Source organism: Chryseobacterium takakiae, assembly GCF_900129385.1.
GTDB classification, from domain to species: Bacteria; Bacteroidota; Bacteroidia; order Flavobacteriales; family Weeksellaceae; genus Chryseobacterium; species Chryseobacterium takakiae.
Genome location: NZ_FQVO01000017.1, coordinates 1 through 13,809 on the forward strand (window position 1 = coordinate 1; position 13,809 = coordinate 13,809).

The following is a 13,809-nucleotide window of genomic DNA, read 5'->3' on the forward strand; positions in this document are numbered from 1 at the left end:
CAAAGATAACACGTCTTTCCTTTACAATCCAAATCTATTTAACATAAAATTTACTTTTCCGTAATATTTGAGCTTAACTCGCTGGTAGCATGGGGGAATAATTTTTAAGGGAGTGAGAAGTGAGAGGTGAGAAGGGAGAAGGGAGAAGTTGGTGAAAAATGGGGAATGGGTAATAAGTAACAGGCAATAGGCAATAGGCAATAGGCAATAGGCAATAGGCAATAGGCAATAGGCAATAGGCAATAGGCAAAGGTATTGTTTTTTGTGCGTGTTATTTAAATCCTGAACTTTGAATTTGAATTTTTGAATCTTGAATTTTGAATCTTGAATCTTGAATACTAAACCCTTAACAAAGAAATGTAAACTCCAGATGTCCCACCTCTTTCTTCTTACTTCTCACGTCTTACCTCTTACTTCACCTCTCACTTCTTACTTCTTACTTCTTACTTCTTACTTCTCACCTCTCACTTCTTACCTCTCTCTTGTCACTTCCACCCTAGCCCGGATTGAAGCAACTGTCTGAGCTCATTTTAATGTTTTTAGTCGCGGCGGCTCCGCCGCCGCGACTAAAAACATTAAAATAGCGAGTGCGGAAAGCCGGAATAAGCTCCTGATTCAAATTGAAAAATGAGAAGATTGGAGGGTAAGAGAGTTTGGTGAGAGTTGAATATGGAGGATAATACTATTGTATAATTATGTATAATATTAAAATGTGTATATAATTTGGTGAGAACTTTATTATTTGATGTTATAAAAAGTAGTGTAGTGCTTCCTTTCTTCAAAATATATTATTAAATTTGAGTATGAGTTTTGGAAAAGATTTATTAAAAAAAATCAAAAGCACAGAATTACCTGGAGAGCATGCTCATGGCGTTTTCTCACCACCTTATCGTCCGGTTTTCACCTATGAAGAAGTTTTAACGAAAAACCCCAAATTTGCTGCCGTAAATATCATCTTATATCTTAAAAATGATGAATGGCATTTTCCCCTGATTCAAAGAACTGTAAATGAGCACGACAGGCACAGCGGACAAATTTCATTACCAGGTGGAAAACGCGAGGAAATGGACAGGGATTTTGCAGAGACCGCAATTCGTGAAACATCAGAGGAAATCGGCATTGAAAAACATTATGTAAGGATCATCCGCGAAATGTCACCCATCTATATTCCGCCAAGTAATTTTTACGTATATCCTTATATATCCTACACAAAGAAAAATCCTGAATTTGTATTACAGCAGAGCGAGGCAGTGGAAGTTATAGAGTTTCCGATTACCAGCTTTCTGGGTCTTCCTGATGAGCCGGAGATCATGGCTCTTCCTACAGCCGGGGGAAGTGAAGTGCCTGTGATTAATTTCAACGGGTATATCATCTGGGGCGCAACAGCGATGATATTAAGCGAATTCAGCCAGTTGCTGAAAAAAATGTAACTTTGCACCACTGTGTATAATTGAAAGATGGCGAAGAAAAATATTTTCACCGATGCGTTCGGAACTCCTTATTTTTTAAAAAGGTTAATTATTTTCATACTGGGAATTGTATCGTACAGAAGATTCAACGGATTTAATAAACTTAAAATTACGGGGACCGAAAATCTTGTGGATCTTCCGGATTCCAATGTTTTGTTTGTGTCTAATCATCAAACCTATTTTGCGGATGTTGCAGCCATGTATCATGCCTTTTGCTCTGTAAACAACGGTTATCTGAATACCATAAAAAATCCTATTTATCTGCTGAATCCAAAAATCGATTTTTATTACGTTGCTGCAGAAGAAACCATGAATAAAGGAATTCTTCCGAAAATATTTAAGATTGCCGGTGCCGTAACGGTAAAAAGAACCTGGAGAGCTGAAGGAAAGAATGTAAACCGAATGGTTGATATGAGTGAAGTGGATAATATCATGAAAGCCCTTGATAACGGTTGGGTTGCCACTTTTCCGCAGGGAACGACTTCTGCTTTTGCACAAGGAAGAAGAGGAACGGCAAAACTGGTAAAAAATCAGCGTCCGATTGTTATTCCTATCAAGATAAATGGCTTCAGAAGGGCTTTTGATAAAAAAGGGCTTCGTGTAAAGGTAACAGGAGTAAAACCCACCATGGAATTCAAGCCGCCATTGGATATTGATTATGACAAAGAAAATGCCCACGAAATCTTACATAAAATCATGACCGCTATTGAACAGACGGAAGATTTCAATTTACTGCACAATTATGATGAAGAATTAAAAGCTAAAAAGTCAGAACAAAGAGATTCATAACATTAAAGTAAGAACATTATGAAAAGTATACTGGGAATCTTATTCGCAATCATGGTATTGGTTTCATGCAACAGCCAGAAGATGTATTCGGATTTCGACATCAGCTATTCTAAAAGCGGAGGCTTTGCACCGATTTACGAAAATCTTCTGATTAAAGGAAACAATGCCTTTTACTCTTTTGAAGGTCAGGGTAAAAAGGTGAAGCAGAATTTTAAAATTTCCAACGAAGATTTATATAGGCTGGAAAAAACACTTTCACAAAATAATTTCAGAAGAATAGAAGAAGATCATAAAAAGATCTATGATTTTATATCAACTTCTATTAACATAAAAAGAGGTCCTAATTCCGGCAGCAAGACAGACGCCAGTGCAATAATGCCGAATTATACAACCAACTGGGCAAACATCACCCGTGTTTTCCAAGAGATTATTAATGCTAATGTTAAAAAACAGTAACACATTTTGAAGACTCATTTCATCGCTATCGGCGGAAGTGCCATGCACAATCTTGCTATTGCATTAAAGGATAAAGGATATCAGGTTACGGGATCTGATGACGCTATTTTTGAACCTTCCCGGACAAGACTTGAAAAAAAGGGAATTCTACCCGAAGAACTAGGCTGGTTTTCTGAAAAAATAACATCTGACCTGGATGCGGTTATTCTAGGCATGCATGCTCATCAGGATAATCCTGAACTTGCAAAAGCCAAAGAATTAGGATTAAAAATATACTCTTATCCCGAATTTCTTTATGAGCAGTCAAAAAACAAAACAAGAGTTGTCATCGCAGGTTCTCACGGAAAAACAACCATCACTTCAATGATTCTCCATGTCCTGAATTTCCATCAGAAAGATGTAGATTATATGGTAGGAGCTCAGTTGGAAGGATTCGACTGTATGGTAAAATTAACCCGTGAAAATGATTTTATGGTACTTGAAGGCGACGAATACCTCTCCTCGCCTATTGATCTGCGTTCAAAGTTTCTTCTTTACCAGCCGAATATTGCTTTAATGAGCGGAATTGCCTGGGATCATATCAATGTGTTTAAAACTTTTGATGATTATGTGGATCAGTTCAGGAAGTTTGTCGCAAGCATTACACCGGGTGGAATTCTTGTATATAACGAAGAAGATCCTGAAGTGGTAAAAGTGGTGGAAAATGCAGAAAATTATTTCAGAAAGATCCCCTACAAAACTCCTGAATACGAAATCACCCACGGAAAAGTCCATCTGAAAACAGAAATGGGAGATGTTCCGCTTTCCGTTTTCGGGGCTCATAATTTATTAAACCTTGAGGGAGCAAGACACATCTGCCATACATTAGGCATTATGGATGAAGATTTTTATGAGGCGATTATGAGTTTCAAAGGGGCTTCAAAACGTCTTGAGAAAGTAGAAAGGGAAGATCAAGGAATATTGTACAAAGATTTTGCGCACGCTCCAAGCAAAGTAAAAGCGGCAGTAAAAGCATTCTGCGAGCAATTTAAAAAAGAAAAAAAATACGGTTTCTTGGAACTTCATACGTATTCGAGTTTAAATCCTGTTTTTCTGGAACAATATGATCATGCAATGGACGATTTGGACGAAGCAGTAGTTTTCTATTCTGAAGATGCATTAAAAATTAAACGGATGGAACCTATTTCTCCGGATCTTATTAGAGAAAAGTTTAAAAATGAAAATCTTAAAGTTTTCACGAATGCTGAAGAACTTCATGCGTATTGGGATACTTTAGATAAAACCCACGGTGTTTACCTGATGATGAGTTCCGGAAACTTCGGAGGGCTCGATCTTAAGAAATAATTATATTGAATATAAACAAAACTCCTTTCGGATTGAAAGGAGTTTTTATTTTACTTAATTCTTTTATAAAAGCGTCTTAGCACATCTTTGGTACCATCCCCGTCAAAATCCTGAGTCCGGTCTTCAACTATCATATCCGTTTCGTTAAGCTGCGTCACGAAATACGGATAGTTTTCTTCATTTTCGAACCAGAATTTACCATTTCCTTTATCGAATGTATACTTCTTTGCTCCGGCATCGGTTTTTACACAGGTATTATTATTTTGAGCATAAATAATCGAAAGAAGATGATCAGAAGTAAATTCGTAAGTACTTTTCTTCTCGCAATCCGTGGAAAAAGAAGTCTGGATCTGCTGATTTAAAGACCGGTATATTTCAGCTTTTTCAATGTACCATTCTCCGATAATTGAAGCTTTATTGTTAACATCCTGTTCTTCATCATTGCCGTTGCAGGAAACAAATGATAACAACACAAACGATATAATTATTTTTTTCATGACTATACTTTAAGTCAGCAAAAATACAACGAATTTAGCTTCTTATTCCAATCCAATTAAGATTTCTCAATCTTCTTTATCATTTGTTAAGCTTAAGGATTAGCGCCATTATTATTTAATATCTTTGCAATGGCAATCGCATCTGAAACAGTATCAAGACTATAAATCTGCATAACCCCCTGATTTGTGGCTGCCTGTGCCAATATGTTCTGCTGATTTTGGGCATTCACTGCATTTTGAAACATCAATCCGGTAGAATGTGCCATTGATTGATACACATTTCCCAATGCTATTGCAGGAGCTTCTCCTACAACTTTTACATTTGCCTGAGTGACAGCATCTGTAATCTGTTCGTTTACATTTGAATCCATAATTTTTAGTTTTTAAGTATAATGCTAATTTAAATGATATTTTTAATAAAAAAAAGAAGTAATAAAAATTTATTACTTCCTTTATTTTAATTGATGTATTGCTTAAATATCTGCAACAGCATTCAGCATTTTCTGTTCCCATTCAGGATCTTTAGGATCAAAAAATAATCTTTTGCCGGTATCTAAAGAGCGGACAACATTCATCTCATCTTCTGTTAATTCAAAATCAAAAACAGTAAAGTTTTCTTCGATTCTTGAAGGCGTCACCGATTTCGGGATCACACAGAAACCTTCCTGAAGGTGCCATCTTAATATAACCTGCGCTACGGTTTTACCATATTTTTCGCCAATAGCTTTTAATTCGGAATTGTCTAAAAGACCGGCATTTCCGTTTCCGAGCGGACTCCAGGGCTGCGTAACGATATTATTTTCCTTGTTGTATACCTGAAGTTCCTTTTGCTGGAAAATAGGATGCAGCTCAATCTGGTTGATCACCGGAAAGACGTTTGCGTGTGCTTTTAATTCTTCTAATTTCTCAATCGTAAAGTTACACACTCCAATTGCTTTGATCTTTCCTTCCTGATATAATTCTTCCATTGCTTTCCAGGCTCCTAAGAAATCGGCATACGGCCAGTGGATCAGATACATATCCAGATAATCCAGCTGTAACCTGTCCAACGTTCTTTGGAAAGCACTTTTTGCCTTCTCATACGAAGTATCCTGAACCCAAAGTTTCGAAGTGATGAATAATTCGTCTCTGTTTACTCCGCTATTTTTAATGGCGTCTCCAACAGCGGTTTCATTCTGATAAATTGCTGCGGTATCAATCATTCTGTATCCTGTTTGAATGGCCTTCATAACTGCATTTTCACATTCTTTCAGGTCTTCCATCTGCCAAACCCCGAAACCTAAAGCCGGAATATCCACTCCATTATTTAAGGTAATTACAGGCTGTCCTGCATATATTTTCTTTTCCATAATTGTTAATTGTCTATTTATATTTATTACACATTAATTTTCCTTTTCCATCACTTTTCTGAACAATCCTTTAATATGAGCAATTTCATTCTGATAATTTGTCTTCTTACGACAGCCGAAATACAGCGTATTTTTCAGCGGCTTTTCCCCTTCCCAGATTAACTGTATCTCACCATCTTCAATTTCCTTTTTACAGAGGAAGTCCGGAACCACGGCCAGTCCGGAACCGCCTTTCAGGCAGCGTATGATGGAATTAAGATTCGGGACGATGTAATTAGGACGGAAATTCGGCTTGTGACCAAAATTAAGAATCCAGAATTGAAAAAGATGTTCCATATCTCCTGCTGTACCGTACCATTTCTCATTTTTCAGCCATTCTTCGGCATGTTCAATTCCTTTCTCGCTTAAAACCTCTTCAAATTCATGGATGTCTACATCCTTTCCACCCACAAGGATAATCTGTTCCGAAGAAAATGCTTCATGTTCGATATTCGGAGAAATGCCTTTTTTAGGAGTAATGATCAAATCTAAAATTCCTTTGTCCAACTGATCAAGCATTTCCCGATATTCCCCGAAACTAATGATGAGATTGAACGGCAAACTCGCAACATATTGCTCCAATGTAGTCTGGAACGTCTCAAAACACATGCCGACACTGATGGTGGGCGTGAGCTTCTCTGTAGATTTCTGAAAGTTTTTCTCCACTTCTTCGAGTTTCGACAACGGTTCTGAAATCGCATTAAACAACACTTTTCCTCTTTCTGTAGGAATCATTCTCCTTCCGGTTCTGTCGAACAGTTTGTATCCTACATAGGCTTCCAAAGAACTGAGATGAAGACTTACCCCGGGCTGAGAAATAAATAACGTATCTGCCGCTTCTGTAAGGGTTCCTGTTTTATAGATTGCCTTAAAAGTTCTGTACCATTCCAAATTAACCATAGGTATTACTTTTATGATGCAAAATTAGACAAATAATTACTATAATGATATTTTACTGATCAATAGATATGATAAACTGTATCTATTCATAAAATAACATAATGATTACCAGTATTTTAAATTAATTATTATTTAAATGATATTTAACTATAAATTTTATTATTTTAATTATAGGAAAACCCATAATACCTTTGTCTCGTAAAATTTAACAGTAAAAACATGAAAAAAGTATTAATCATCAACGGGGGGCAGAATTTTGGTCATTCGGGAGGAAAATATAATCAGACCATTGCCGAAAATACATTTGAAGTATTAAAAAAATTTGATAGTGTAGAAGTAAAAATCACCCACGTAAGCGAAGGCTATGACAAAAATGAAGAAGTTGAAAAGTTTGTATGGGCAGATTATATTATTTACCACACTCCGATCTGGTGGTTCCAGCTTCCGAACGGATTAAAGAAATATATTGATGAAGTTTTTACAGCCGGACATGCCAAAGGAATTTATATGAGCGACGGAAGAACATCAGAGAATCCAAAGATTAATTACGGAACAGGAGGAATGCTGGGCGGAAGAAAATATATGGTAACCACAAGCTGGAACGCTCCCGAAACAGCATTTACCCTTCCCGGAGAATTTTTCAATGAAACAAGTGTTGACAACGGACCTTTATTCGGTTTCCATAGAATGAATGCTTTTGTTTCCCTTCAAAGATTGGAAAGCTTCCACTTCCATGATGTAGAGAAAAATGCAGATGTGGAACGCGATATGAAACTTTACAGAGAACATCTTACCTCTGTTTTTGAAAAAGAATTAAAACCCGAATTAGCGTAATGAAAATATATTTAACTGCCATTATTAAGGCAAAAGAAGAATACAGAGCAGAAGTTCTGGAAGTTCTTCAGAATATGGTAAATGAGACACGAAAAGAAGAAGCCAATGAGCTGTACAGCCTTCATCAGAGCATGGATGATAAAAACCATTTTGTGTTCTATGAGATATGGAAAAGCACAGAAGGCCTGGAAAATCATAACCAGCAAGCTTACATTAAAGCATTTGGAAATTTAGTTGATGAAAAGCTTCAGGAAAAACCGCAAATTTATATCACCAAAATTATATAGCATGAAAAAAATAATATATATCTTCCTTTCAATTTTTGCCATAGGAATGATGAACGCTCAAACCAAAAAGAACAAACAAATGAAAAAGAAAATTTTATTTGTCGTGACCAGTCATGATACAAAAGGAGATACCGGCGAAAAAACAGGATACTATCTTGGAGAAGTAGCCCATCCCTGGGATGTTCTACATGAGGCAGGCTATGAAATCGATTTTGTAAGTCCGAAAGGCGGAACCCCTCCGGTTGACGGATTTGATCTGAAAGATCCTGTAAATAAAAAATTCTGGGAAAATAAAGAATACAAGAATAAAATCGACCAATCTTTAACTCCTTCTCAGGTAATGCCTGAAAATTATGCAGCAATATATTACGCAGGAGGCCACGGTGCGATGTGGGATTTTGCAGACAATACAGAATTAGCATCCATTGCTTCAAAAATTTATGAAAATGGCGGCATTATAGCAGGAGTTTGTCATGGTCCGGCCGGCTTGGTCAACATTAAGCTTAATAACGGAAAATATCTGGTAGACAGCAAAAAGATCAATGCATTCACCAATGAAGAAGAAGCTGAAGTTAAATTAACGAATGTAGTTCCTTTCCTTCTGGAAGATCAACTGAAAGAAAGAGGCGCACAATTTGAAAAATCAAAACCATGGCAGAATCACGTGGTTAATGACCAGAGAGTGATTACGGGACAAAATCCCCAGTCTGCTAAAAGTGTTGGTGAAGCGATTGTAAAAGAATTGAAAAAATAATGACAAAAAAGAGCTTTTCGTTTATCTGAAAAGCTCTTTTTTTAATTTAAATAAGAAATTATTTCCCGATCGGCATGTGCGTTGAAATGGCGATTCTGTTCCACATATTAATGACAACGGCTGCCATAATAATATCTGCAAGCTGACTTTCATTAAAAATTGTTTTTGCTTTTTGATACGTTTCTTCAGAAAGTCCTTTCCGGCTGATCAGCGTAACCTCTTCCGTAATTTGTAAGATAACCTGTTCTTCCTCTGTAAATAATTCTTTTGCATCTTTCCATGCATTCAGCAGAAAAATCCTTTGCGGTGTTTCACCATATTTGATGGCATCTTTGGTGTGCATATTCAGGCAAAACGCACAGCCGTTAACCTGTGAAGCTCTGATTTTGATTAATTCTTTCTGAATAGGTGTCAAAAAACTGTTCTGAAGGGATTCTTCCATTCCTATTCCTGCTTTGTAAGCAGCAGGGTGAACTGTTGTCCAGTTAAATCTTGCGCTCATAATATTTTGTTTTAAAATTTCTAAGACAAAGTTCCGATTTGCAGATTCTAAAAATCTTAAACTGGTTTAAGAACGTAATTTCGCCCTGATCTCACTTAAATATTCCGGGGTAAAACCTAAAAAGGAAGCGATTAAATATTGCGGAATTCTTTGGATAAACCAGGGATATTGGGTACTGAAATGGAGATACAATTCTTCTCTTGAAAATTCATAAAGATACCGGATTCTTCTTTCGGCCGCCGCATAAGCCCTTTGATAAACCATTCTGAAATAGCGTTCCATCACAGGATGCTTTTCCAGCAATGCTTCCTGAGATTGGAAATCGATCTTGAGAATTATTGATTTTTCAACCGCCTGAATACAAAAATCGGATTTTATCTGTCTTTCGTAAGCAAAAGTATCGGTAATCCACCAGTTTTCGATGGCAAATTCCGTCGTTTGTTCAATTCCTTTTTCGTTAATAAAAAACTTTCTTAAACAGCCTTTAACAACAAAAAACATAGACCGGCAGATTTCACCGTCGCGCATCAGATCATTCTTTTTCTTTACCTCCAAAATCTGAAAATAAGAGATAACAGAAGCAAATTCCTCATCATTAATACTAATAAATTTGTCCAGATGTTGTTTGAAAGTTTCCATTCCTGAAATTATATGATCAAACTTAACTTTATTTTTTTAGTTTTACAATGACAAAACACGGTATTATGGAAATTGTAGCCAACATCTTAATTGCAGCGGTAGCTCTTGAACACCTTTATATTCTCTGGATGGAAATGTTTGCCTGGGAAACCAAGGGAAAAGAAGTATTTAAATCCGCTTTACCTCCGGAAATGTTTAAACCTACCAAAGGATTAGCGGCCAACCAGGGATTATACAATGGTTTTCTGGCTGCAGGATTGCTCTGGACTTTCCTAATCGAAGATCCCAAATGGCAAACCAACATTGCTTTGTTTTTCTTAGGGTGCGTTGCCGTAGCCGGGATTTACGGCGCAGTTTCAGCGACGAAAAAGATCTTTTTTGTTCAGGCATTACCGGCGATTCTGGCGATTGTTGCTGTGCTTTTAAAATAAACTTTTCTTGTAGAATAATATTTTTAGGAGCTGTTTCCCGCTTTCCGCACTCGCTATTTTTTTGTTTTCGGCGCGGCGGCTTCGCCGCCGCGCCGAAAACAAAAAAATGAGCTCAAACAAAGCTTCAATCAGGGCTAAAGTTGTCGACAGCATTATAACTGTCTGAAAAATCTATAACTGCTTAACGATAAAACTAAAATCAACGAAATTTACATTGACATTATTGTCTTTAAAATCTTTTACTCTTAAAGTATTGTTTAAATCCTTTCAGGATGACATTATGAGATAATAATTAAATCCAAAAATCCGCGCAATCCGCGGGAAATATATTAGCATCATTGTCTTAAAAAGCATCTTTATAATTAACAATGGTTAGATCCTTTCAGGATGACAACTCTGCGATAATTATTGAAGTAAAAAATCTGCGTAATCCGTGAAATCCGCGGGAAATATATTAGCATCATTGTCTTAAAAAGCATCTTTATAGTTAACAATGGTTAGATCCTTTCAGGATGACAACTCTGCGATAATTATTGAAGTAAAAAATCTGCGTAATCCGTGAAATCCGCGGGAAATATATTAGCATCATTGTCTTAAAAAGCATCTTTATAGTTAACAATGGTTAGATCCTTTCAGGATGACAATTTATGAAAAATTACTATTAAGAAAAACCAATCAGTGCAATCTGCAGGAATTTAGAAATCCAAAATTTCACCAAGCCTTTTCTTCATCTTTTCAGCCGTAAACAAACCCTCATGATATTCAATCAGATTTCCGTTTTTATCTGCAATTAGCCATAGCGGATAAACAGGCTGACTTTTATTTTTTGACAAAGCCAAAGCTAGCTCATGAATTCCGGAATTTCCGTTCGGTAAATACTTAAATTCCTTTGCTTGAAAACGAATGGTCTCTTTCATTTTTTCCGCCTCAAAATTGATAAAGTAAAAGTTTTCATTAATCAGCTTTACCAGATCTTTATCCTTATTCAATTCAAAAGATTCGATCTTACAAATCGGGCACCAGCTTGTATAAATATGAATAATGACTGGCTTTGGGTTCTCTTTCTGCTGAACTTCCAAATCGGCAAAAGTGCCTGTTTTCATCTGTGAAAGACAAAAACAGGGCACCATCATTAAAAATAAAAATAGTGTTAATCTTTTCATTTCATATTATTTTTCTGCCGCAAAAAGAGACAAAAGATTTGAACCTTTTTTTAGATTTTTAAAATAATTCTTTTGCTTCTTTTGCGGTTAATCTTATTTTAAACGTGATACGTCCAATTTCCTTTCTCATTAAATGACCAAAAAAATTAATTTAATTAAGTGACCGGCCCAAGCTTCGCGTAGCAAATTTATTTGCCTTTGCCTTCTAAAAAATGATCATTTTTAATATAATCTTTGCGTTAAAACTTTTAATATTCAATTATAATTGTTATTTCAAAATATATTTAATTCCCAAAAAGCCTCTTATTTTCTGCATCGGAGCATATCCGTATGTTGTATCAAAAGTATAACGATTAGGATTGGTTACGGGATCATCCACATACCTGTCGAAAGGGTCAAACGGTCTCATCAAAGGATCTTTCGGGGTAAAATTAAACAGATTCTTGATGCCGCAGTATACCTCGAATCCAGATTTAAAACTTTTAGAAATCTGTATATTCGCTAATGTATAAAACGGTGAATATTCCGGGCGGTAATCATTCGGTAAAACCGGTAACCGCATCGGTCCGTAGAATTGTCCGGTAAAATCTACGGTAAGATTATTTGCAAATCTGTAAGTAAGCGCATACGTTCCGCTCCATTTCGGAGCATGGAGCTGCTGCGACTTTTGTCTTTCATCATCAAATTTCTGATAAACATCCAGAAAGGTAACTCCCAAACCCACACTCAGCGGAAAGCTGAAACTGTAATCCACATTCAGAGAGACACCTCTTGAAATTCCATAGCCATTCAGGTTATCATAAATGATTTTCGAAGGATCTGTATCAAAATCTCCTACAATTTTATTGCTGAAATACGTATAAAAGGCAGACGCATCCAGGTTGATCAGGCTTTTTCCTGCTGGAATTTTCCAGATGTAATTCAGGTTTCCGTTGACTGATCTTTCCGGTTTCAAATCAGACTGAATCACCACTTCGCGCGAACCGGTAAGCGCGGCGTGATCTTCCGTAAAAAGATTCACAACTCGAAATCCTGTTCCAAAATTAAACCTCAGCGTATGATAGGGATTGGGAGAAAATTTCCATGCAAAACGCGGCGAGTGTACCGTGTGATGAACTTTATCATAATCCATCCGATAACCCAGCAAAACGGTATTTTTTTCGTTAACCTCCCACTGATCCTGGACAAATGCTCCAAATATCGGAGACTTCATAGGAGCATTCATTCCTTCAGCAGAAAGAGTTCCGGGCGTATTGTCATCATAAAATGTTCTTTTTAAGGTAAGTCCTGCAGTAAGATCATGATTTCCGAATTTTCTATCCCAGAAAGTCTGCATAAAAAGCACCTTTTGCGTTGCCGTAAAAGGATTGTTCCCGTAAAAAGAATTCTGATCATGAAAATTATATGAAAATTGGGTAATGATATTTTCTTTCAGAGGCCATTGATAAACCCCAAATGCTTCTACCCGGTTGGTATAAATACTTTCTCCGTAAATGATATCACTTCCGCGGTAAGATTTGTTCCACTGCATTTCTCCTCCGAAACGGTCTTCATATAAATAGCGCAATGCAAAGCTTGCCTGACGGTTTTCTTTTCTTACAAAATTCCATTTATTAAAGATTGAAATTCTATTCTGCAATGCGCCGTCTGTAAAATTATCTTGATTTTCATCAAATCTTTTCTCGAAATTAAAATAATTGAGGCTTAAAAGCGAAGCGACATTTTTACCGAAATTAAATTTTGTGGAAAGATCAACATTATTTTCGCTCCAGGTGGTGGTCATAAGATCAACACTTAATTTTGGGGCAGTCAGCGCATTTTTAGTAATAATATTGATCACACCGCCCATTGCTTCGGAACCATAAATAGAAGAAGCAGGACCTTTCACCACTTCAATTCTATCCACAAGGCTGTTCGGGATTCCGCTAAGCCCGTACACGGTGGAAAGCGAGCTTACAATCGGCATCCCGTCAATTAAAATCATGGTATAAGGACCTTCCAGACCGTTAATATGAATATCTCCCGTATTGCAAACCGAACAGTTGAGCTGAGGTTTAACGCCATTCACCATGGAAATAGCTTCAAAGATGTTCAGTGTTGGATTTTTCTGGAAAAATTTCTGGCTGTAAATTTCTACAGCTACCGGACTTTTTGATCTGCTTACAGGCTTTATTGTTCCTGTAATAATCACGTCATCAATATTCTGTGTCTTTTCGGCTGGAGGTGAAACTTTCAACGAATCCTGATTATCGGGAGATTGTACTTCCACACTGTTGGTATTTTGGGAGAAGTACAACATCGGTAAAAAGAGCAAAGAATATAGTATTCGCTTCATGAAATTAAAATTGTTAGACAA

16 protein-coding genes are annotated in these 13,809 nt (G+C 36.7%); 8 read left to right on the forward strand and 8 right to left on the reverse strand.

Annotation, left to right across the window (positions count from 1 at the left end; genetic code table 11):
• The first annotated feature begins 803 nt into the window (after nt 1–803).
• From BUA76_RS16930 to BUA76_RS16945, 4 genes are read left to right on the forward strand one after another with little or no spacing between them, the layout of a single operon-like run.
• The gene (locus BUA76_RS16930; protein WP_072885966.1) at nt 804–1,430 is read left to right on the forward strand and encodes an NUDIX hydrolase; all 627 of its coding nucleotides are present in this window, start codon (nt 804–806) and stop codon (nt 1,428–1,430) included.
• A 27-nt stretch (nt 1,431–1,457) separates the two neighbouring features.
• Complete coding sequence (locus BUA76_RS16935) at nt 1,458–2,258, forward strand: lysophospholipid acyltransferase family protein (RefSeq protein ID WP_072885967.1); 801 nt, start codon at nt 1,458–1,460, stop codon at nt 2,256–2,258.
• Between the two features lie 18 nt (nt 2,259–2,276).
• Nucleotides 2,277–2,714 carry a hypothetical protein gene (locus BUA76_RS16940; RefSeq protein ID WP_072885968.1) on the forward strand — a complete coding sequence of 146 codons (438 nt, stop codon included), beginning with the start codon at nt 2,277–2,279 and terminating at the stop codon, nt 2,712–2,714.
• Nucleotides 2,715–2,720: 6 nt separating this feature from the next.
• On the forward strand, nt 2,721–4,058 hold the full coding sequence (locus BUA76_RS16945) for a UDP-N-acetylmuramate--L-alanine ligase (protein ID WP_072885969.1): 1,338 nt from the start codon (nt 2,721–2,723) through the stop codon (nt 4,056–4,058).
• 50 nt (nt 4,059–4,108) lie between these two features.
• Here BUA76_RS16945 and BUA76_RS16950 read toward each other — a convergent pair whose 3' ends face one another.
• The 4 genes from BUA76_RS16950 to BUA76_RS16965 all read right to left on the reverse strand — a co-directional run bounded on the left by BUA76_RS16950 (nt 4,109) and on the right by BUA76_RS16965 (nt 6,843).
• Nucleotides 4,109–4,555: a lipocalin family protein gene (locus tag BUA76_RS16950; RefSeq protein WP_072885970.1), complete on the reverse strand. Its 447-nt coding sequence runs from the start codon at nt 4,553–4,555 to the stop codon at nt 4,109–4,111.
• A 92-nt stretch (nt 4,556–4,647) separates the two neighbouring features.
• Nucleotides 4,648–4,926, reverse strand: coding sequence for a RebB family R body protein (locus BUA76_RS16955; protein WP_072885971.1), 279 nt, complete (start codon nt 4,924–4,926; stop codon nt 4,648–4,650).
• A gap of 102 nt (nt 4,927–5,028) precedes the next feature.
• Nucleotides 5,029–5,904, reverse strand: coding sequence for an aldo/keto reductase (locus tag BUA76_RS16960; RefSeq protein ID WP_072885972.1), 876 nt, complete (start codon nt 5,902–5,904; stop codon nt 5,029–5,031).
• 33 nt (nt 5,905–5,937) lie between these two features.
• Nucleotides 5,938–6,843, reverse strand: coding sequence for a LysR family transcriptional regulator (locus BUA76_RS16965; RefSeq protein WP_072885973.1), 906 nt, complete (start codon nt 6,841–6,843; stop codon nt 5,938–5,940).
• A 219-nt stretch (nt 6,844–7,062) separates the two neighbouring features.
• Here BUA76_RS16965 and BUA76_RS16970 point away from each other — a divergent pair, with 219 nt between their 5' ends.
• Genes BUA76_RS16970 through BUA76_RS16980 form a run of 3 tightly spaced genes read left to right on the forward strand, consistent with a single transcriptional unit; the run spans nt 7,063 to nt 8,718 of the window.
• Nucleotides 7,063–7,677 (forward strand): NAD(P)H-dependent oxidoreductase, encoded by a 615-nt coding sequence (locus tag BUA76_RS16970; RefSeq protein ID WP_072885974.1) that lies wholly within the window; start codon nt 7,063–7,065, stop codon nt 7,675–7,677.
• Nucleotides 7,677–7,964, forward strand: a complete 288-nt coding sequence (locus BUA76_RS16975) for a putative quinol monooxygenase (protein WP_072885975.1) — start codon at nt 7,677–7,679, stop codon at nt 7,962–7,964. The genes BUA76_RS16970 and BUA76_RS16975 overlap by 1 nt, the downstream gene beginning before the upstream one ends.
• A 1-nt stretch (nt 7,965) precedes the next feature.
• Complete coding sequence (locus BUA76_RS16980; RefSeq protein ID WP_178337358.1) at nt 7,966–8,718, forward strand: type 1 glutamine amidotransferase domain-containing protein; 753 nt, start codon at nt 7,966–7,968, stop codon at nt 8,716–8,718.
• A 58-nt stretch (nt 8,719–8,776) separates the two neighbouring features.
• Here the strand turns inward: BUA76_RS16980 and BUA76_RS16985 are convergent, their stop codons facing one another.
• Both BUA76_RS16985 and BUA76_RS16990 read right to left on the reverse strand, forming a co-directional pair.
• Entirely contained in the window at nt 8,777–9,220 is a 444-nt protein-coding gene (locus tag BUA76_RS16985) for a carboxymuconolactone decarboxylase family protein (RefSeq protein WP_072885976.1), read from the reverse strand.
• A gap of 66 nt (nt 9,221–9,286) precedes the next feature.
• Complete coding sequence (locus tag BUA76_RS16990) at nt 9,287–9,859, reverse strand: Crp/Fnr family transcriptional regulator (protein WP_072885977.1); 573 nt, start codon at nt 9,857–9,859, stop codon at nt 9,287–9,289.
• Between the two features lie 65 nt (nt 9,860–9,924).
• On the opposite strand from BUA76_RS16990, the gene BUA76_RS16995 reads away from it, so the two are divergent.
• Nucleotides 9,925–10,290 (forward strand): DUF1304 domain-containing protein, encoded by a 366-nt coding sequence (locus tag BUA76_RS16995; RefSeq protein WP_072886038.1) that lies wholly within the window; start codon nt 9,925–9,927, stop codon nt 10,288–10,290.
• A gap of 695 nt (nt 10,291–10,985) precedes the next feature.
• Here BUA76_RS16995 and BUA76_RS17000 read toward each other — a convergent pair.
• Nucleotides 10,986–11,453 carry a thioredoxin family protein gene (locus BUA76_RS17000; protein WP_072885978.1) on the reverse strand — a complete coding sequence of 156 codons (468 nt, stop codon included), beginning with the start codon at nt 11,451–11,453 and terminating at the stop codon, nt 10,986–10,988.
• A 268-nt stretch (nt 11,454–11,721) separates the two neighbouring features.
• Entirely contained in the window at nt 11,722–13,788 is a 2,067-nt protein-coding gene (locus tag BUA76_RS17005; protein WP_072885979.1) for a TonB-dependent receptor plug domain-containing protein, read from the reverse strand.
• Nucleotides 13,789–13,809 lie beyond the last annotated feature (21 nt).

Bases quoted from the DNA above. Each gene is read 5' to 3' on its own strand.
- BUA76_RS16995 (WP_072886038.1), top strand. From the start codon at position 9,925: ATGGAAATTGTAGCCAACATCTTAATTGCAGCGGTAGCTCTTGAACAC.
- BUA76_RS16935 (WP_072885967.1), top strand. From the start codon at position 1,458: ATGGCGAAGAAAAATATTTTCACCGATGCGTTCGGAACTCCTTATTTT.
- BUA76_RS16960 (WP_072885972.1), bottom strand. From the start codon at position 5,904: ATGGAAAAGAAAATATATGCAGGACAGCCTGTAATTACCTTAAATAAT.
- BUA76_RS16990 (WP_072885977.1), bottom strand. From the start codon at position 9,859: ATGGAAACTTTCAAACAACATCTGGACAAATTTATTAGTATTAATGAT.
- BUA76_RS16955 (WP_072885971.1), bottom strand. From the start codon at position 4,926: ATGGATTCAAATGTAAACGAACAGATTACAGATGCTGTCACTCAGGCA.
- BUA76_RS16940 (WP_072885968.1), top strand. From the start codon at position 2,277: ATGAAAAGTATACTGGGAATCTTATTCGCAATCATGGTATTGGTTTCA.
- BUA76_RS16985 (WP_072885976.1), bottom strand. From the start codon at position 9,220: ATGAGCGCAAGATTTAACTGGACAACAGTTCACCCTGCTGCTTACAAA.
- BUA76_RS16975 (WP_072885975.1), top strand. From the start codon at position 7,677: ATGAAAATATATTTAACTGCCATTATTAAGGCAAAAGAAGAATACAGA.
- BUA76_RS17005 (WP_072885979.1), bottom strand. From the start codon at position 13,788: ATGAAGCGAATACTATATTCTTTGCTCTTTTTACCGATGTTGTACTTC.
- BUA76_RS16980 (WP_178337358.1), top strand. From the start codon at position 7,966: ATGAAAAAAATAATATATATCTTCCTTTCAATTTTTGCCATAGGAATG.
- BUA76_RS16965 (WP_072885973.1), bottom strand. From the start codon at position 6,843: ATGGTTAATTTGGAATGGTACAGAACTTTTAAGGCAATCTATAAAACA.
- BUA76_RS16930 (WP_072885966.1), top strand. From the start codon at position 804: ATGAGTTTTGGAAAAGATTTATTAAAAAAAATCAAAAGCACAGAATTA.
- BUA76_RS16970 (WP_072885974.1), top strand. From the start codon at position 7,063: ATGAAAAAAGTATTAATCATCAACGGGGGGCAGAATTTTGGTCATTCG.
- BUA76_RS17000 (WP_072885978.1), bottom strand. From the start codon at position 11,453: ATGAAAAGATTAACACTATTTTTATTTTTAATGATGGTGCCCTGTTTT.
- BUA76_RS16950 (WP_072885970.1), bottom strand. From the start codon at position 4,555: ATGAAAAAAATAATTATATCGTTTGTGTTGTTATCATTTGTTTCCTGC.